Source organism: Nocardia sp. NPDC052001 (genome assembly GCF_040680615.1).
Lineage (GTDB): Bacteria > Actinomycetota > Actinomycetes > Mycobacteriales > Mycobacteriaceae > Nocardia.
This window is the reverse complement of sequence record NZ_JBFAXC010000002.1, coordinates 597,130-614,839: the sequence shown is the minus strand read 5'-3', so window position 1 is coordinate 614,839 and position 17,710 is coordinate 597,130. Positions and strand designations below refer to the sequence as shown.

General features: G+C 66.5%; 20 protein-coding genes. 15 read left to right on the top strand and 5 right to left on the bottom strand.

What is annotated here, in order from left to right:
- The first annotated feature begins 111 nt into the window (after window positions 1-111).
- The 9 genes from AB0L82_RS11145 (at window position 112) to AB0L82_RS11105 (ending at window position 7,224) form a co-directional block, all read left to right on the top strand.
- Window positions 112-1,002 (top strand): helix-turn-helix transcriptional regulator, encoded by an 891-nt coding sequence (locus AB0L82_RS11145; RefSeq protein ID WP_364633872.1) that lies wholly within the window; start codon window positions 112-114, stop codon window positions 1,000-1,002.
- 42 nt (window positions 1,003-1,044) lie between these two features.
- Window positions 1,045-1,212: a hypothetical protein gene (locus AB0L82_RS11140; RefSeq protein ID WP_364633870.1), complete on the top strand. Its 168-nt coding sequence runs from the start codon at window positions 1,045-1,047 to the stop codon at window positions 1,210-1,212.
- A gap of 148 nt (window positions 1,213-1,360) precedes the next feature.
- Window positions 1,361-1,864, top strand: a complete 504-nt coding sequence (locus tag AB0L82_RS11135; protein ID WP_364633869.1) for a MarR family winged helix-turn-helix transcriptional regulator — start codon at window positions 1,361-1,363, stop codon at window positions 1,862-1,864.
- A gap of 182 nt (window positions 1,865-2,046) precedes the next feature.
- Entirely contained in the window at window positions 2,047-2,943 is an 897-nt protein-coding gene (locus tag AB0L82_RS11130) for an STAS domain-containing protein (protein ID WP_364633867.1), read from the top strand.
- Window positions 2,944-2,958: 15 nt separating this feature from the next.
- Window positions 2,959-3,348: an STAS domain-containing protein gene (locus AB0L82_RS11125; protein ID WP_364633865.1), complete on the top strand. Its 390-nt coding sequence runs from the start codon at window positions 2,959-2,961 to the stop codon at window positions 3,346-3,348.
- On the top strand, window positions 3,338-3,751 hold the full coding sequence (locus AB0L82_RS11120) for an ATP-binding protein (RefSeq protein ID WP_364633863.1): 414 nt from the start codon (window positions 3,338-3,340) through the stop codon (window positions 3,749-3,751). Before AB0L82_RS11125 ends, AB0L82_RS11120 begins: the two co-directional genes overlap by 11 nt.
- The gene (locus tag AB0L82_RS11115) at window positions 3,744-4,400 is read left to right on the top strand and encodes a SpoIIE family protein phosphatase (protein WP_364633861.1); all 657 of its coding nucleotides are present in this window, start codon (window positions 3,744-3,746) and stop codon (window positions 4,398-4,400) included. Before AB0L82_RS11120 ends, AB0L82_RS11115 begins: the two co-directional genes overlap by 8 nt.
- Complete coding sequence (locus AB0L82_RS11110; protein WP_364633859.1) at window positions 4,397-6,697, top strand: SpoIIE family protein phosphatase; 2,301 nt, start codon at window positions 4,397-4,399, stop codon at window positions 6,695-6,697. Before AB0L82_RS11115 ends, AB0L82_RS11110 begins: the two co-directional genes overlap by 4 nt.
- A gap of 191 nt (window positions 6,698-6,888) precedes the next feature.
- The gene (locus AB0L82_RS11105) at window positions 6,889-7,224 is read left to right on the top strand and encodes an STAS domain-containing protein (protein ID WP_364635985.1); all 336 of its coding nucleotides are present in this window, start codon (window positions 6,889-6,891) and stop codon (window positions 7,222-7,224) included.
- Between the two features lie 99 nt (window positions 7,225-7,323).
- Here the strand turns inward: AB0L82_RS11105 and AB0L82_RS11100 are convergent, their stop codons facing one another.
- Window positions 7,324-8,364: an LLM class F420-dependent oxidoreductase gene (locus tag AB0L82_RS11100; RefSeq protein WP_364633857.1), complete on the bottom strand. Its 1,041-nt coding sequence runs from the start codon at window positions 8,362-8,364 to the stop codon at window positions 7,324-7,326.
- A 155-nt stretch (window positions 8,365-8,519) separates the two neighbouring features.
- On the opposite strand from AB0L82_RS11100, the gene AB0L82_RS11095 reads away from it, so the two are divergent.
- Both AB0L82_RS11095 and AB0L82_RS11090 read left to right on the top strand, forming a co-directional pair.
- Window positions 8,520-9,170: a cyclodeaminase/cyclohydrolase family protein gene (locus tag AB0L82_RS11095; RefSeq protein WP_364633855.1), complete on the top strand. Its 651-nt coding sequence runs from the start codon at window positions 8,520-8,522 to the stop codon at window positions 9,168-9,170.
- A gap of 130 nt (window positions 9,171-9,300) precedes the next feature.
- Complete coding sequence (locus tag AB0L82_RS11090; RefSeq protein WP_364633853.1) at window positions 9,301-10,050, top strand: L,D-transpeptidase; 750 nt, start codon at window positions 9,301-9,303, stop codon at window positions 10,048-10,050.
- Between the two features lie 34 nt (window positions 10,051-10,084).
- Here AB0L82_RS11090 and AB0L82_RS11085 read toward each other — a convergent pair whose 3' ends face one another.
- The gene (locus tag AB0L82_RS11085; RefSeq protein ID WP_364633851.1) at window positions 10,085-10,933 is read right to left on the bottom strand and encodes a bifunctional 5,10-methylenetetrahydrofolate dehydrogenase/5,10-methenyltetrahydrofolate cyclohydrolase; all 849 of its coding nucleotides are present in this window, start codon (window positions 10,931-10,933) and stop codon (window positions 10,085-10,087) included.
- 288 nt (window positions 10,934-11,221) lie between these two features.
- On the opposite strand from AB0L82_RS11085, the gene AB0L82_RS11080 reads away from it, so the two are divergent.
- The 3 genes from AB0L82_RS11080 to AB0L82_RS11070 all read left to right on the top strand — a co-directional run bounded on the left by AB0L82_RS11080 (window position 11,222) and on the right by AB0L82_RS11070 (window position 13,742).
- Entirely contained in the window at window positions 11,222-12,082 is an 861-nt protein-coding gene (locus AB0L82_RS11080; protein ID WP_364633849.1) for a YdcF family protein, read from the top strand.
- Between the two features lie 74 nt (window positions 12,083-12,156).
- Window positions 12,157-13,032, top strand: a complete 876-nt coding sequence (locus tag AB0L82_RS11075; RefSeq protein WP_364633847.1) for a putative protein N(5)-glutamine methyltransferase — start codon at window positions 12,157-12,159, stop codon at window positions 13,030-13,032.
- Window positions 13,029-13,742, top strand: a complete 714-nt coding sequence (locus AB0L82_RS11070; protein WP_364633845.1) for an HAD family hydrolase — start codon at window positions 13,029-13,031, stop codon at window positions 13,740-13,742. Before AB0L82_RS11075 ends, AB0L82_RS11070 begins: the two co-directional genes overlap by 4 nt.
- A 53-nt stretch (window positions 13,743-13,795) precedes the next feature.
- Here the strand turns inward: AB0L82_RS11070 and AB0L82_RS11065 are convergent, their stop codons facing one another.
- Complete coding sequence (locus tag AB0L82_RS11065) at window positions 13,796-14,620, bottom strand: SDR family NAD(P)-dependent oxidoreductase (protein WP_364633843.1); 825 nt, start codon at window positions 14,618-14,620, stop codon at window positions 13,796-13,798.
- A gap of 33 nt (window positions 14,621-14,653) precedes the next feature.
- Window positions 14,654-16,225: a succinic semialdehyde dehydrogenase gene (locus tag AB0L82_RS11060; protein ID WP_364633841.1), complete on the bottom strand. Its 1,572-nt coding sequence runs from the start codon at window positions 16,223-16,225 to the stop codon at window positions 14,654-14,656.
- A gap of 135 nt (window positions 16,226-16,360) precedes the next feature.
- On the opposite strand from AB0L82_RS11060, the gene AB0L82_RS11055 reads away from it, so the two are divergent.
- On the top strand, window positions 16,361-17,026 hold the full coding sequence (locus AB0L82_RS11055; RefSeq protein ID WP_364633839.1) for a TetR/AcrR family transcriptional regulator: 666 nt from the start codon (window positions 16,361-16,363) through the stop codon (window positions 17,024-17,026).
- Window positions 17,027-17,044: 18 nt separating this feature from the next.
- Here the strand turns inward: AB0L82_RS11055 and AB0L82_RS11050 are convergent, their stop codons facing one another.
- Complete coding sequence (locus AB0L82_RS11050; RefSeq protein WP_364633837.1) at window positions 17,045-17,605, bottom strand: helix-turn-helix domain-containing protein; 561 nt, start codon at window positions 17,603-17,605, stop codon at window positions 17,045-17,047.
- Window positions 17,606-17,710: the final 105 nt, after the last annotated feature.

Genomic DNA, 17,710 nt, shown 5'->3' with positions numbered 1-17,710 from the left:
CTAAGCCGCTTGGAGGGGCATGGACCAGCGTTCGACGCGCTTCGGCTAACCACCAGTAGACCAATCGCAAGCACGTCTGCAATTGCAGATGCATGAACGAAAACACTGGAAGTGGTACAGAGCACATGCCAGACTCTGGCGGTGCCCAGTCACAACAGACCCCGACAAACTGACCAAACCACCACTCCCACAGAGGCTTTGCCTGAACTACTCGGCAGTTGGTTGCGACGTTTGCGGGATCAGTACGGGAAGACTCAACATGAGGTGGCCGATGCCATCCACTTCGAGCAATCGACAATCAGCCGACTCGAAACAGGCTGGTATCGCACGAATCGCCAGGAGGCGACGGTTCGCGCGCTACTCGAGCTGTATGGCATCGCCGAAAACGACCACAAGAAGTACCTGACCTGGGGCTATCCCGATCAGCGAGGGCCGGACCACAGTCCGAGGCTGGACACCCTCATGGACCTCGAGCCGCTGTGCGAGATTCTCCAATACGAGCAGACCCTGGTCCCGGACCTGCTACAAACCCCCGAATATGCCCGTGCCGCACTCAGTTCCGGACATCTCGACTACACCGACGACGATATCGACCAAATGCTGGACGAACGTCTATGCGCACAACACGCACTCGATTGCACGAAGCCACCGCACCTATGGATGCTCATCGAGAACGTCGTCCTGTGTAGACCACTCGGCGGTAGTGAGATCTGGCGCAAACAGATCGATCACCTGCTGGAGGTCCGGGAACACCCGAACGTCACCTTGCAGATAATCGCCGACCAGGAATGCGGACCCGCATACGTGCGACACCCGTTCACCTGCTTGCGATTCGCGGAGAAGGAACTGCCAGACCTTGTCTGTCTACCGGACCTGGCCGGCACCAAATACCTCAATCGGCCGCATGACACCGAGCGGTATCGACTCTTTCACGCGTTCCTGGCTTCGAAGGCCGCGAGTTCGAACCGGACAGCCCAGCTTCTCACTGCGGCACGGTTGTGAGAGTCCGCAGCGACGTGGACACCGCTCCTGGAAGGCGATTCGATGGCCCCGCAACACAATCCATGGCCGGATCTCGCGGCCCTGACAATCATCACGGCTGCGGTCGTCGCACTAGTGGTCTACGGCAATGCGAACGCAGCGGTGGTCACCGCCGCAGGCGGGCTGATCGCCGGGGTGCTGCGAATCTGGCGCAGTCCGGGCCGACGGTGAAGTCCCCGTCCCCACAACCGTGCGCGGCCCCCGAGTGCGGATTTGTGTGAATCCCGGTGCGGATTGTGCGAATCCGCACAGGTTGCACCTTCAAGTCGGGGGGTGTTACCTGTGATGATGCGCTTGTCGGCGGCGGGGAGGATCTAGCATGGCAGCAGACACCGGGAGTGGAATCGTGACCGAAACCCGTTGGCTCGACGATGTCGAGACGCGTGCGTGGCTGGGATTCGTGTTCACCCGCGACCTCATCGCCGCCGCGGTCGGGCGCGATTCGCTGCGCGAATCCAATCTGACCTATGTCGAATACACGGTACTGGCCCGGCTGGCCGACGCACAGGACCATCGGCGCAGCTTCGCCGAACTGGCCGGGGTGCTGGAATGGTCGCAGAGCAGGCTCTCGCATCAGATCACCCGGATGGAGAAGCGCGGGCTGGTGGCCCGCGAATCGATTCCCGACGATGCCCGGCGCACCGCCGCCGTACTCACCGCCAAGGGCGAGCAGGTACTGGCCGGAGCCGCGCCCGCGCACGTGGAGAGTGTGCGGCGGCACATGATCGATGTCCTGGACAGCGGGCAGCTCACCGCGCTGGCCGATATCTACGACACCTTATTGGCGCACCACCGAAGACCCGATACGAGGAACCCCATCTGAGCGAAAAATACCCGTCGACCGGCGTTTGGTTTGGCACACGGGGGGTAGTGGGTAAGACTAGGCTCGGCACCGGCTTCCGACGGCGGTCGGCACCGAGCGCATGGTCGGCAAACGACCGCCGCGCTAGTTGACTCGAGTGTGTGCACCCCGACCTGGCCTTAGCGAAAGGGGCAGGAGTTTTCATGTCCGACGTGTCCATCAGCCTTTCGGCGGATTCGCAGCCCGCGGGTTCTGTCGACAACCTGCTCCCGCAGCTCGTCGAACACCTGCGGCAGAACCGCACCGAACTGCGCGAGGAGTGGGCCCGTCGCATCACCGATGCCCAGCTGCTGACCGCCATGACCCCGGAGGAGATCTTCTCCGAAGCGACCTCGGTCTACGACAACTACGTCGAGGTGCTCGAGACCGGTAGCGTCGAAGCGCTGCAGGCCTACGCGCGTGATCTGTCCGAACGCATCATCCCGCGAGGCGTCGAAACCGACGAGGTCGTCGGCATCGTGCTGCTGCTTCGAGATGTGCTGGCCCGCAGCCTCTTCGAGAAGTATCAGACCGACTTCGAATTGCTCAAGCGGGTGCTGGACGCGTACGAACCGGCCGCCAACCGCATCGCCAACACCGTGGCCGTGTCCTTCGTGCAGGAGCGCGAGCGCGTTATCCGCCAGCAGCAGGAGGCGATTCGCGAACTCTCCACCCCGGTGTTGCAGGTGCGCGAGCAGCTGCTCATCCTGCCCATCATCGGCGTGCTGGACTCCCAGCGGGCACGCCAGCTCACCGAACAGCTGCTGCGCGCGATTCGCGCCAACCGCGCCAAGGTCGTCGTCATCGATATCACCGGTGTCCCCGCGATCGACTCCACGGTCGCCAACCACCTGGTGCAGACCGTGGACGCGTCCGGCCTGATGGGCGCGAATGTGATCATCACCGGCCTGTCCTCGGAGATCGCGCTCACCCTGGTCACCATCGGCCTGGATCTGTCGAAGATGAACGCGGTCGGCGACCTCCAGGGTGGTATCGAAGAGGCGGAGCGGCTCCTGGGCTACGAAGTGTCGCGTGTCCCCGCTGACCGCGACGGACGGTAACCCGGGACAGGGCTCATGCCGGTACCCATTCTGAAGCAAGGCACCTATCTGATCGCGTCGGTGCAGTCCGCACTCACCGACGCCGATACCGAACGCCTGCAAGACGATCTGATGAAATACGTCAGTAAGTATCGAGCACAGGGCATCATCGTCGATGTCACCGCAATCGACGTAATGGACTCCTTTGCCGCGAGATCACTGCGTACCATCGCCCACATGACCAAGCTGCGCGGCGCGGAGACGGTCATCGTCGGTCTGCAACCCGAGGTCGCTTTCGCGATGGTGCAACTCGGCCTCACCTTCGAAGGTATGCATACCGCACTGGATCTGGAGGAAGGGCTGGCCTGGCTCAACCACAAGATCAGTAATCGGGGCCAGCGAGACGGTCGTGATCGTGGCCGCTGAAGTCATGGTGATCGCGGTGAAGGTGTCCAACGACATCGTGACCGCTCGGCAGGCGGGGCTGGAGCTGGCAAGCACTCTCGGCTTCTCGCTATCCGATCGCACCATGATCGCCACCGCGATCTCCGAAGTGGCGCGCAATATCACCAGTTATGCGGGCACCGGCGAGATCAGGCTCGCGGTCGGCGAACGGGAAGGCCGCCGCTCGATGGTGGTGCAGGCCCAGGATCAGGGTCCGGGAATCATCGATATCGATCGCGCGCTGGAAGACGGCTATTCCACCGGACGTGGTCTGGGACTTGGCCTTCCGGGTGCGCGCCGGCTGATGGACGGCCTCGTCATCACCTCCAAACCCGGGCACGGCACGCTCGTGGAGATGTGGAAGTGGGTGCCGCGGAATGCGTGAGGACGGGTTCATCGGCACGGTCGAATGGGCCGTCGCCGGGCGTGCCCTCCCCGGGCAACGCGTGTCCGGGGACCGCTCCGTCATTCTCGACGCGGGCGGCGGCTCAGTGCTTTTCGCGGTCCTGGACGGACTCGGACACGGTGCGGCGGCGGCGGACGCGGCCGATCGCGCGGCCCAGGTGCTGTCCGAAAACCGCGCCGAGCCTTTGGATGTACTGATTCTGCTGTGTCATCGCGCGATGGCGGACACCCGCGGCGCGGCGGTATCGCTGGCGCTCTTCGACGCCGGTGATCGACTGACCTGGCTGGGTGTCGGCAATGTCGAATCCCGCATTGTCGCGGCGGCTCCCGGCAAACCGGCGATTCGCGCGGCGGCCCTGCTGTCCGGCGGCATCGTCGGCTATCTGCTGCCGCCGAATCTGCAATCGCAGACCGTGCCGATCCGGCCCGGCGATCTACTGCTCATGTCCACCGACGGCATCACCAGCGACTACTCCGACGGAATCGATTTGGCCAAGCCGACTTCCGAGATCACCGCCGATATTCTGGCGCGGCACGCCAAGGACACCGACGACGCGATCGTGCTCGCGGCCCGCCATCGCGGGCATACGGTGCGATCCCTGCACTCACCACCGGAGCACCACGCATGAGTTCGGCGCTGGCGGCCTTCCGCGACGCGTACACCGGTGCGCTGCGGCTGCATCTGCGCGCACCCAATCAGAACACTCTCGCCGAAGGCTATGAACTCGGGCGGCGCGCGCTGGTCGAGGGCGTGAGCATTCTCGACCTCACCGAACACCACTTCCGCATTCTGGAAGAGCAGGGCATGGCCCCGGTCAGCGATGACGAACGCGCCGAGGCCGCACTGGAATTCCTATTGCAGACCATGGCCGCGCTGGACGTGGCCACCCGCGGCTTCCTGGACGGCACCCGCCGGTATGAGCAACAGCGTTCGCGCGCGGACGATCTCGCGGGCCGCGACGCCTTCCGCACCGCGCTGGTGGAATCGCTGCAGGACGGTTTCTTCGTGGTGGACGCGGATGGCACGCTGGTGGAGGTCAATACGGCCTTCGGCGCGCTCACCGGGTACGGCCCCGATGGCGTGCCCTATCCGCTCCCCCATCCGTGGACCGTGGCCGAAGCGCCGCGCTATCCGGACCTGGGCACCGACGCCGCGCGTTTCGTCATGCCGATTCGCCATCGCGACGGCCGCCGCCTCTGGCTGGCCGTCTCCACCAGTTCGCTGGTGAAACCCGAGAACGACGAACGCATTTTCGTCGGCACCATTCGCGATGTGACCGCCGAACATGACGCTCAGGCCCGCGATCAGGCGGTCTCGCGGCTGGCCACCGCGGTCGGCGCGGCTACCAGCGTGGTCGAGGTGCTCACCGTCGGCCTGGAGGAATTGCGCCGGGCGGTCGGCGCGGAATCCGCAGTGGTATCGGTCTGGCCGAATCGCCATACCGGTCCGGAACTCTATGTCTCCGAGGACAATCCGCAGTTGGAGACGGTCGCCGCCGGCGGTATCGCATTGCGGTCCGGTGCGAGCGCGGATCCGATTCCCCTGGGCGGCAGGGAATCCCGGCAGGTACTCGATGCCCGCGCCCGCGCCCTGCTGGATCGGGCGCGACTGCGGCCCGGCCGCACCATGTTCGCGATTCCCGAGGGCGCGTCGAGTTCGGAGGGCATTGTCGCCCCGCTCGGCGAGGCCGGGGATTCGGCGCTGTGGCTGCGATTCGCCACGCCCCGCGCCATCGCCCCCGAGGATTGGGCGCTGTTCTCGCTGCTGGTGGGGCATTTGAGCCTGGCGGTGCAGCGGGCTCGCAACTTCGATCAGGCGCGCTCGACCTCGCTGACGCTGCAGCGCGCCATGCTCGGACCGATCGAATTGCCGCCGCGCTTCTCCGTGCATTACGAACCCGCCCTGCCGCCATTGGAAATCGGCGGCGACTGGTACGACGTGGTGCGCCTGGCGGACGGCACCATGGGCGTGGTGGTCGGCGACTGTGTCGGTCGAGGGCTGTCCGCCGCCGTCGTCATGGGCCAATTGCGCACCGCCGCACGCGCATTGCTGCTACGCGGGGCCGGACCGGCTCAGCTGCTCGCCGAACTGGACACCGTCGCCGCCCGGATTCCCGGCGCCATGTGCACCACCGTATGCGCCGCCATCCTGGATCCCGTGCGCGGTCTGGTGCGCTATTCCAGCGCCGGGCATATGCCACCGGTGCTGGCCGAACCCGGTACGCGCGGAAGGCTTCTCGAAGGCGGGCGGGCGGTACCGCTGGCCACCTTCGACACACCGCGCCGCCCCGAGGCCACCACCGCGCTGGCCCCCGGCTCCACCCTGGTGCTGTTCACCGACGGCCTGGTGGAACAGCGCGGTGTCGATATCGATGATCGCTTCGTCGAGCTCGCCGACGAATTGACCGGCGTCGCTGGACAATTGCCGCGCGAGGTGGCCGATTCGGTGCTGTCGAGGCTACGCCCGGCGGGCGGCTACGACGATGACGTGGCGCTGGTGGTCTATCGCCAGCCGCCCAAACCGCTGCGCCTGGACGTGCCCGCAACCCCGAGCGAATTGTCCCGTATGCGCCGCGAACTCAAATCCTGGCTGGCCGCCGCCGCGATACCGCATGACAGCGCGGGCGATCTCATCGCGGCCGCCAATGAGGCATTGAGCAACAGCATCGAACACGCCTACCTCAACGGAGACTCCGGCCGCGTCGAGCTGACCGCCGAATGTGGGCTCGACGCAGTCACTCTCATCATCACCGATACCGGTATCTGGCGGCCGCAACCGTCGGATCCCGGCCATCGCGGCCGCGGTATCGCCATGATGCGCGCCCTCACCGATGAACTGGAGATCGATCACGCCGGACCCGGCACCCGGGTCCGAATGATCTCCCGTTTGCCCGCAGTCGCTTTCTCGGCGGCCAGTCGCGTGTGAACATGGAAGGCACATATGCGCCATTGCCTTCCTGGCCACGCAGAAACGGTGCGGTAGCTGGGTATTTCGCGATCATCCGGCAACTGAAACGAAATCGATGTCGCAGACGATGCAACATGATTGGACGGATCATGGCAGATTGTTCCAACGTGACCACTAACTCCGGAGACGCGTATCCCCCCGGCGAGACGATGACCACCACGGTCACCGTGCATGACGGCGCCACGGTCCTCGCGGTGATCGGTGAGGTCGACCTGGCGACTGCGCCCGCACTCGAGAACGCGATCGATTCGACACTGTCCGGTAAACCCGGCGCGCTCGTCATCGATCTGTCCGAGGTCAGCTTTCTGGCCTCCGCGGGCATGGCCGCCCTGGTTGCCGCACATCAGCGCGCGGGCGGTACCCGTATCGCCGTCGTCGCCGATGGGCCCGCCACCAGCCGCCAATTGAAGATGACCAATCTGGATCAGGTGTTCGCACTGCATTCCACGCTGGACCAGGCGCTCACCGCACTCACCGAGAACTGAGCTCCGGCACATTCGAGAATCGAGTTCGGGCACAGACGAATCGAGCCCCGCCGCGACGGTCGCGGCGGGGCTCAGCTCTGGTACAGGGTCGGTACGGAATCAGTCGCAGATGGCGCGCAGCTGCTCGATCAGCTTGACCCGATCGGCGGGCGTGGCGGCCAGCGGCACCACATTGAGCGCGGTCACCCCGGCCTCGCGGAACGCGGCCACGCGCTCCTTGACGAAACCGGCCGAACCGATCAGGCACACATCGCGCACCAGATCATCCGGCACCGCCTTGGCGGCCTCATCTTTCTTGCCCTGCAGGAACAGTTCCTGGATGCGATCGGCTTCGGCGCCGTAGCCGTACTTGGTGGCCAGGGTGTGATAGAAGTTCTTACCCTTGGCGCCCATACCGCCGATGTACAGCGCCAGATGCGGCTTCACGAATTCGCGCAGCGGCTCCACGTCATCGCCGATGGCGAGCGCGGGCCCGGCGAACACCTCGAGCTTGCCGAGGGACGGATCACGCTTGGCCAGACCGGCTTTGAGCGAATCGCCCCAGATGTCATCGGCCTTCTCCGGCAGGAAGAAGATCGGCTGCCAGCCCTCGGCGAGTTCGGCGGCGAGCTCCACGTTCTTCGGGCCCAGCGCCGCGAGCAGCACCGGAATGTTTTCGCGCACAGGGTGATTGATCAGCTTGAGCGGCTTGCCCAGCCCGGTGCCCTGCCCCTCGGGCAGCGGGATGTTGTAGTACCTACCCTGGTACTCCAGGCGTTCGCGCTTCCACACCTTGCGGCAGATCTCCAGCGCCTCGCGGGTGCGGCCGATCGGCGCGTCATAGGGCACGCCGTGGAAGCCCTCGATCACCTGCGGGCCGGACGCGCCCAGACCCAGGATGAACCGGCCGTCCGAGACGTAATCCAGACCCGCGGCCGTCATGGCCGTCAGCGTGGGCGTGCGGGTGTACAGCTGCAGAATGCCCGACGCGAGCTGCACCCGTTCGGTCTTGGCGGCCAGATAGCCGAGCGCGCTCACCGCGTCGAACGAGTACGCCTCGGGCACGAAGACGATATCCAGGCCCGCCCGTTCGAGGTCGGCGACCTCGGCGGCTACCTCTTTGAAGCCGTCCGTGTAGTTGATCGATAGACCGATACGCATGACCCGGACCTTACCGATCTGCTCGACGCCCGCTCACACGGGCCGGGTCCGGACGAACCCGGCGGACGGCCCAGCGACGGCCGAGCCACCGCGCACCGGTACCGTTAGCGGCGAATCTCGCTCGATCACACGCACTCTCAAGGAGGCCATTCCTCATGACTCAGGACGCCGAGCGGACCGGCACCAGCTTCGGTGACTCGACCCTGCAGGGCTACCTGGATGAGCTGGCCGCCAAGGTGCCCGCGCCGGGTGGCGGCGCGGTCGCCGCGCTGCACGCCGCGCAGGGAGCCGCGCTGGTCGCCATGGTGGCGCGCTACACCACCCGCGCCAAGGACGCCGAGAACCGGCCGGTCATCGATCGCATCATCGTGGCGGCCGATATCGCCCGTGATCGCGCGCTGGCGCTGGCCGATGCCGATGCCGCCGCCTTCACCGCGGTCGGCGCGGCCTATAAACTGCCCAAGGAGACCGGCGAGGAGCAGGCCGCGCGAGCCGAGGCCATCACCGCCGCCCTGCTGGGCGCGGCGCGGGTACCGGCCGCCGTGGTGGCCGCCGCCGACGAAGTCGTCTCGCTCGCAAGCGAATTGCTGCCCATCGGCAATCCGAACGTGGTCACCGATATCGGCGCGGCCGCCGATGCCGCGCGCGCGGCCGCGGCCAGTTCGCAGCTCAATATCGCCATCAATGTGGCCTCGCTCGACGCCGGGGCGGGCGCGGAGTTCGCTCCGGTGCTCACCCAGATCGAGGAGATCATCGCGCGGGCCGAGGCGCTGCATAACGACGTAGTGCTCTCGATCACCAAATAGCCCCTCGATCAGGCGTTTCCAACTTCCCACGCCGCAAACTAGGTCACGAAGCGGGAACATTTCCGGAAGAATGGGATGATCAGGTCATAGGCTGAGCCTCCAGACCACACCCTTTCGAAGGGATGGACCCATGCGGAAAGCATTGCGCCTTCTGTTCGTCGCATCGACACTCGCGGCAGCAGCCGCATTCGGCTCCGGAGCCGCGGGGGCGGTGGGTGTCTCACCCAATCTCCCGGCGGTGCAGGCGATTACGCCGGGGCCCGGTGAAACGGTCGGGATAGCCGCACCGGTCAGGGTGCGCTTCACCGAACCCGTCGCCGACCGCGCTCGCGCCGAACAGGCTGTGAGCGTGCGCGCCGACACCTCCCTCGCCGGGCACTTCTCCTGGGTAGACGACCGACAGTTGATCTGGACTCCGGCCGCGTACCTGCCCACCTCATCGCCTATCACGGTGTCGGTGGGACGCCTGCACACCCAGTTCGAAACCAACGGCGGCACAACGGCGGACGCGGATATGTCCGCGCACACCTTCACCGTCTCCATCGGCGGGGTACCGGTGCGCACCATGCCGGCCTCGATGGGCAAACCCGGCTGGGAGACCCCGACGGGCACCTTCCCGGTGCTGTCGCACGATCGTTCGGTGACCTTCGATTCGCGCACCATCGGCATTCCGCTGAGCGATCCGCAGGGCTATCTGATTCAAGGTGAATTCGCCGAAAGGCTCACGTGGGGAGGCGTTTACGTACACTCCGCCCCGTGGTCGGTGGATTCACAGGGCAACTCGAACGTCAGCCACGGGTGCATCAACCTCGCACCGGCCGACGCCGAGTGGTACTACGACAATGTCTCGCTCGGCGACCCCGTCACCGTCCACTGGTAGCGAGAACGGCTGGGGGCACCGCCCCCATAGCGTTTCAGCGAGCGGATTCGGCGGCCTGGACCACATGGCGCATGAGCAGCGCGGTGGTGACCGGGCCGACCCCGCCGGGGACCGGGCTCAGAGCCGCTGCCTTGCCGGTGACGGATTCGGCATTCACATCGCCGGTGATTCCGCCGTTCTCATCCTCATTGGTGCCGACGTCGATGACCGTCGCGCCGTCCCGGATGTGCTCGGCGGTGACCAGGCCCGCGCGGCCGACCGCGGCGACGACGATATCGGCGGCCGAGGTCACCGCCGGGAGATCGGCGGTCCGGGAGTGCGCAACCGTGACGGTGGCATTCTCGGCCAGTAGCAGCTGAGCCAGCGGCTTGCCGACGATATTGGAGCGGCCGATCACCGCCACCAAGCGGCCTTCCAGCGGAATGCCGTGGAACTTGGCGAGCTCCACGACCGCCTCGGAAGTGGCGGGCGGAAAGCCCGGCAGGCCGGAGGCGAGCAGGCCCAGCGAGAGCGGGCTGACGCCGTCCACATCCTTGGCCGCGGCGATCGCCAGGCTCACATCATCGAGACCGACGCCCTTGGGCAGCGGGGTCTGCAGCATGATCGCGTCCACGGACGGGTCGGCGGACAGTTCGGTGAGCTTGGCGCGAATCTCCTCGGCGGTCGCCTCGACACCGAGATCGACGTTCTCACAAGTGATTCCATTGCGCTCGGCGGCGCGATTGAGCGACTTCACGTACCAGGCGCTGGCCGGATCGTCATTGGCGATCACCAGTGCCAGGCGAGCCGGGGTCCCGTTCTCGGTGAGCGCGGCGGCGCGAGCCTTGGTGTCGGCATTGATGGCGGCGGCGAGTTCCTTGCCGATGAGCGAAGTCGTGTCCACGGAAGTACACCCTATCGCCCGGGCGATGCCGCCCGGTAACCCGCGCACGCCCGATGGACTCCGCACCCGGGCCGCGGTGCGCGATCACACGCGCGGGCGCGCGTTCGCGACACGCGCGTATTCCCGCCCGTGGTGACCGTCAAACCCACGAAAATCACTTCGGCAAATACCCGACAACGGCCGTGGTCAGCCGTATTGTGTCCCCAATCGGTACCGAGCCACCAGTCAGCAAAGTGAGTAGATAACCCAGCAAGCATGCGTGACCCTCTTTCGGAAAGGTCGACAGCAGTGCAGATCGCCAGGCGTTTTCCTACAGTTCTCGCGGCGGCGGCAGCCGCCCTGACCCTGTTCGGCCCGGGCATCGCCCACGCCGACCCCGGCCCGCTCTACAACTCCGCACAGGACAATTTCACCGACGGTGACGCCGGCGCGGGACTCGCGGACCTGCGGAACCTGCTCGCCGAATCCCCCGATGACGCGCAAGCGCTTGCCCTGCAGGCCATTTGGTCCGATTACACCGGCGATCTGCTCACCCGCGAGGTGGCGCTGAACCGGCTGCAGGGCGTCGACCCGCAGCTCGCGGACCGCACCCGCAACCTCTTCCACGCCATCGGCGCGGCCGTGGGCACGCTGCCCAATCCGATTCCGGCCATCGCCGGACCGAGTACCGGTATCGCCGTGCTGGGCTACGGTCTGCTGCCCGACGGCAGCATGCGGCCCGAACTGGTGAACCGGTTGCAGGCGGCCTGGCTGCAGGCCATCGCCTCGCCCATGTCCCCGATCCTGGTCACCGGCGGCAACCCGCAGAACGGCATCACCGAGGCCGCGGCCATGCAGGGCTGGCTGATCGGCCACGGCATCCCCGCCGCCCGCATCATCGCCGACCACCGCGCGGGCTCGACCGTGCAGAACGCGCTGTACGGCGCGGATATGCTCCGCAAGGCGGGCGCGACCAGCGCGATCGTGGTCACCTCCCCCAATCACATCCGGCGCGCGGTGGCCGATTTCATCGTCGCGGGCATCCCCGTCGTCGGTGCCACCACCTCCCTGGAGCAGCTCGTCTCCCAGCTCCCCCCGCCCGCCAAGAACAGCCAGCGCGGCATCTACCTCGACGCCACCCGCACCATGCTGCTGCCCGTCGAACGCTGATCCCCCGAACTCCACACCGTGCCCGTTTCGACCCGCGTGGGAACCTGGCGGGTCGGAACGGGCACAATTGCGCGGTGAGCACTACCGGAATCGATACCCTTATCGCTCGTCTGCGGACAGCGGGGTGCGTTTTCGCGGAGGATGAGGCGGCGCTGCTGATCGCGGCGGCCACCGATGACGAACAGCTGGAAACGCTGGTCGAACGCCGGATCGCGGGCTTCCCGCTGGAACATCTGCTGGGCTGGGCCGAATTCCGGGGGCTCCGGGTGGCGGTCGCGCCGAATGTGTTCGTGCCGCGGCAGCGCACCGGATTCCTGGTCGAACAGGCAATCGCCCTGGGGCGCGCGATGATTCGAACCGCGAGTGCCGATCGAAACGACGAAACGAAGGATGTCACCCTGAGCAGCAGTGAGCCGATGACCGTACTCGATATGTGCTGCGGCAGTGGCGCATTGGGCATGGCCTTCGCGATCGAGGCTGCGGCCGAAGGCATTCGGGTCGATTTGACCGCGACCGATATCGAGCCCGCTGCCGTGGCGTGCGCGCGAACCAATCTCGCACCGCTCGGCGCACGAGTCGTCGAGGGTGACCTCTTCACGCCCGTGCCGACCGAACTCCGCGGGCGAGTGCGCATCCTGCTGGCGAACACCCCGTACGTGCCGTCCGCGGCCATTGCCTCCATGCCGCCCGAGGCCCGCGATCACGAACCACGCGTGGCCCTGGACGGCGGTGCGGACGGCCTGGACGTGCTGCGCCGCATCGCGGCGGTCGCCACCGACTGGCTGGCCCCGGGCGGACATCTGCTGGTCGAGGAGAGCGAGGCACAGGCTCCGCGCGCCGTTCAGCTCATGCGCGACCACGGTCTGCACGCCCGCATCGCCGAGGATGACGAACTCGGCGCGACCGTGGTCATCGGCACCCGGCCCGCGCTATCGGGCGCGGCCGCATGAGTATTCGCGGGATTCTGTTCGATATCGACGACACGCTCATCGATTATTCGGCGACGGCTCGGGTCGGTTTGCTGCGGCATTTGCGGGCGGAGGATCTGCTGGATTACTTCCTCTCGCCCGAGGAGGCGGTGCTGCTGTGGCGGGCGCTCGAGGAGGAGGAGTATCCGCGATTCCTGGCGGGTGAGCTCACTTTCACCGGGCAGCAGCAGTTGCGGACCAAGCGTTTTCTGTCCCATATCGGGGTGAAGGAGCGGGATCCGGTGGCGTGGTTCGCGCGCTATGCCGCGCGGCGCGATACCGCGTGGGCGGCGTTCCCCGATGTGCCGCCCACGCTGCGCGGGCTGTCCGGGCAGGTCGCGCTCGGGGTGGTGTCCAATTCGTCGCGGGCGCATCAGCAGGGCAAGCTCGAGGCCGTCGGATTGCATGAGCATTTCGGCGATGCGGTGCTGTGCTCGGCGGAATTCGGTGCGGCCAAACCGGATCCGAGCATTTTCCGGGCAGGCTGCGCGATGATCGGCCTGCCGCCGGATCAGGTCGCCTATGTCGGCGATCGCTTCGACACCGACGGTATCGGCGCGCGCGATGCGGGCCTGCGCGCCTACTGGCTCGATCGCACGGCGCGCGGGGTGGCGCATCGCGACGGCGTCACCGTCATCCCGTCGCTATCCGAATTGAGCGCGACCACCTTCGGGCACTTCGACCCGCACTGAGCCGAGCGCGCCGCCGGACATCAGGTCCGGCGGCGCGATATCGTGCCGAAAAGCTATTTGCGGCCGGTGAATTCGTCCATCGAGTGGTAGACGCCGACGGAGTTGAGATAGAAGTCGCGCACCTTGAGCGGGAGCAGCCCGGAGATGGCACGGTTCAGGCGCGAGGTCCAGGGCAGCACCACCAGCGGCGACCCCTTCTTCATTTCCTCCCAAGAGGTGTTCACCACCGCGTCCTGTTCCAGGATCGGGGTGAACAGGAAACCCTTGGCGCCGTCGAACATTCCGGTGTTGATGTAGGTCGGGCAGACCGTGGTCACCTTCACATGCGTATTGCCGGACTGCTCCAGTTCCAGTCGCACCGAATCCGACCAGCCCAGTGCCGCCCACTTGGAACCCGCGTACACGCTCATGCGGGGATTGGCGACCAGCGCCGCAGAGGACGCGATGTTCAGCACGCGCGCGTCGCCGGTGCCGTTGACCATGGCGGGCAGGAATTCCAGCGTGATGTACATGGGCGCAAGGGAATTGATGGCGACGGTCTTCTCGATATCGCCGCGGTTCTCGGTCTCCCAGAAGTATCCGTTGCCGCGCACGATGCCCGCGTTGTTGATGAGCACATCGATATCGCCGACCTCATTGCGCACCGCCGCCCCGGATTCGGCGATGGCGTCACGATCGGATACGTCGACCACATAGTGGTGAATCCGGCTGCCGCCCAACGCCGCCAGTTCGGTGGCGGTCTGCTTGAGCGCCTCGGCGTTGATATCCCACAGCACCACATCGGCGGCCCGTTCGCGCACCGCGCGCTCGGCGAACGATTTGCCCAGGCCCATGGCCGCGCCCGTGATCAGAACCTTCTTGCCCGCAACGTCTTTCATTACCCCGGTACCCCTTTGTCTCGAGTCAGCGAATCACTTCTGGCGCAGCGTCTTCATCACGCCCAGGAAGAGCGTCATGGTCTTGGCCCACACCTGCTCGGACATGCCGGGCAGCGGGGCGATGGGCAGCATGCGCTGCACCGCGATGGTCTGGGTGTCCACGTATTTGAGCAGGCCCTCGGGACCGTGCCGGCGGCCGGTGCCGGAGATGCCGAGCCCGCCGGACGGTGCGGCGACCGAACCCCAAGCGGCGATGAAGCCCTCGTTGACGTTCACCGATCCGGCGTTCACGCGGGCCGCGACCTCGCGCCCGCGCTCGGTATCCCGGCTCCACACACTGGCATTGAGCCCGTACGCGGTGTCATTGGCCTGCGCCACGGCCTCATCGTCACTGGCGACACGGTAGACCGAGACGACCGGGCCGAAGGTCTCCTCGCGGTACACGGTCATGCCCTCGCGCACCTCGGCCAGAATGGTGGGCTCGTAGAAGTACGGGCCAAGTTCCGGGCGGGCCTTACCACCGGCGAGCACCTTCGCGCCCTTGCTCACCGCATCGTCGACATGCGTGCTGACGGTGTCGATCTGACGCGGGAAGGTGAGCGAGCCGATCTCGTAATCGAAATCGAGGGTCTTGCCCAGGCTCAATTCCTTGGTGTTGGCGACGAATTCGGTGATGAACTGGTCATACACCTTGTCGTGCACGTAGATTCGCTCGATCGATTCGCACAGCTGCCCGGCGGAGGCGAAGCAGGCGCGCACCGCGATCTTGGCGGCCTTGGACACATCGGCGTCTTCGAGCACCAAAAGCGGGTTCTTACCGCCCAATTCGAGCGAGTACCCGATGAGCCGCTCCCCCGCCTGCTGGGCGATGGTGCGGCCGGTGGCGCTGGAACCGGTGTAGTCGACGTAGTCGGCGCGCGCGATGACCTCGGGTCCGAGCTTCGCGCCGCGACCCAATACCGCCTGCCACAGACCCTTGGGCAGGCCCGCGCGCTCGGCGATATCGATGGCCCACAGCAGGGTCAGCGCGGTCTGATTGTCCGGGCGGCCGATGACGGCATTACCGGCGAGCAGTGCGGGCAGTGCATCGGAAGCGCCCAGCGCCAGCGGGTAGTTCCACGGCGAGATGACCGCGACCACGCCCTTGGGCCGGTTGCGCACCTCGACCTGGGTGAGTACCGGCATGACGCCGCGCGGTTTGCGGTGTGCCAGTAGGCGTTTGCCCTCGGCGGCGTAGTAGCGGGTGTTCACCGCGACATCGGAGACCTCGTCGAACGCGTGCACACGGGACTTACCGGTCTCGAGCTGCACGATATCGAGGATGGTGTCCTGTTCGGCCAGCACCAGATCGTGAATGCGGCGCAGCAGCGCGGCGCGCTCACCGACCGGCGTCCTGGCCCACTCGGCCTGTGCGGTGCGGGCGGTGGCGAACGCGGTCTCCACATCGGCGATGGAGGACTGCGGCAGATCGGCGATCTTGGCGCCGGTGGCGGGTGCGAACACCTCGACCGAGGGCGCGCCGCCCGCGACAGCGTGCGCGAGCAAGCGCTGCACCAGGTCGAACGGCAGTGCGTCAGCGGCGGCGAGCTGCGGGGCAGTCGACATTGGTCGCCCTCTCGATAGCGCCCGCGGGTCCGGCCGCGGTGCGTGGAAGCAATTTTCTGAACACCTCTGTTAGGTGAACACTAGTGTTAGATTAATGTCCGTGCCACACCCCATGTCAAGCACCTGGAGCAGTCGATGACCTCGGCCACCCCCGCCACCCGCCGCGGCCGCCCGCCGCAAACGGCCCAGCAGGCCGATCAGGTGCGCGCCCGCATCGTGCTGGCCACCGCCGACGTCTTTGCCCAGCACGGTTCGCGCGGTTTGAGTGTGGCCCGAATCATCGAGGCCGCGGGCTTGGCGCGCCCCACCTTCTACCGCTATTTCGCCAATGCGACCGAACCGCTGCACGCGGTGCTGGCCATCTCCAATGACGATCTGGTCGGCGGTATCCGCACCGCGCTCGAACGCACCGAGGAGCCGGTGCAATTGGGCATCAATATGATCGAGGCCTACCTCTACTGGGCCGACGGCCACGGCCCCATGCTCTCGCCGCTGTTCGCCGAACTCCACGATCCGGGCTCCCCCGTCTCCCCGTACCGCGAGCGGGCCATGGACGATATCCGCGCCCTCATCCGCGCCAAATTCGAGAAACTCGGCCGCCCCACCCCCGCCGACCTCGACCTGGACACCTGCCTGCAAACCTGCGAATTCGTCGTCTACCGCATCTCCGCGAACGGTGAACCGACCCCGGAAACCATCGCCGCGGCCCGCCTCACCATGATTCGCAGCTGTCTGGTCACCCTGGGCAGCCGGGAAGACGTCGAATACGCCCTCACGATTCCGGGCCTGTTCGCGGGCTGAGCGTTCCCGCCGAGCGCGTCAGCGCGCGGCGCGCAGCCCATCGCAGATGATGGACACGATCGGCTCGACCACGGTGATATCGCACGACATGGTGCCCGCCAGTAGGGCTTTCACCTCGTCGTAGCCGACGTCGGCGCGCACCGCGCCGGCGCGCTGGGCATGGTCCAGCAGATCCCGCAGGCGGCCGGGCATATCGTGCCCGGCTCGCTGTCCGGCGCTCTCGACGTCGAATCCCGAGCCCGCCAAGGCTTGTGCGAGGCCGCGGTGGGTCGCACCCTCGCGCACGATGGCGGCGAAGTAGGAGAAGAAGGCCGGGCCGGGTTCCTCGGTACGGGCGAGATCGTCGGCCAACTGGACCAGTGCCGCCATGCGATCGATGAGGATCGCCGCGAACAACTCTTCCTTGGTCGGAAAATGCCTGCTGACGGTTCCGGTGCCGACCCCGGCCCGGCGCGCGATCTCATGGACGGGCACCGACAGCCCCTCGGCGGCGAAGACCTCGGCCGCCACCCGCAGCACCGTGTCTCGATTCCGCTGGGCGTCCGCGCGCAGGGGTCGATCGTTTCGCGGGTTTTCCATAGGCGGCACAGGGCCTTTCGCATCGGACGACAAACGGGATGGCCATCCCGTATAGTCCTAACCGGGATGCGCATCCCGATTCTAACGACTCCCTCGTGATCGAAG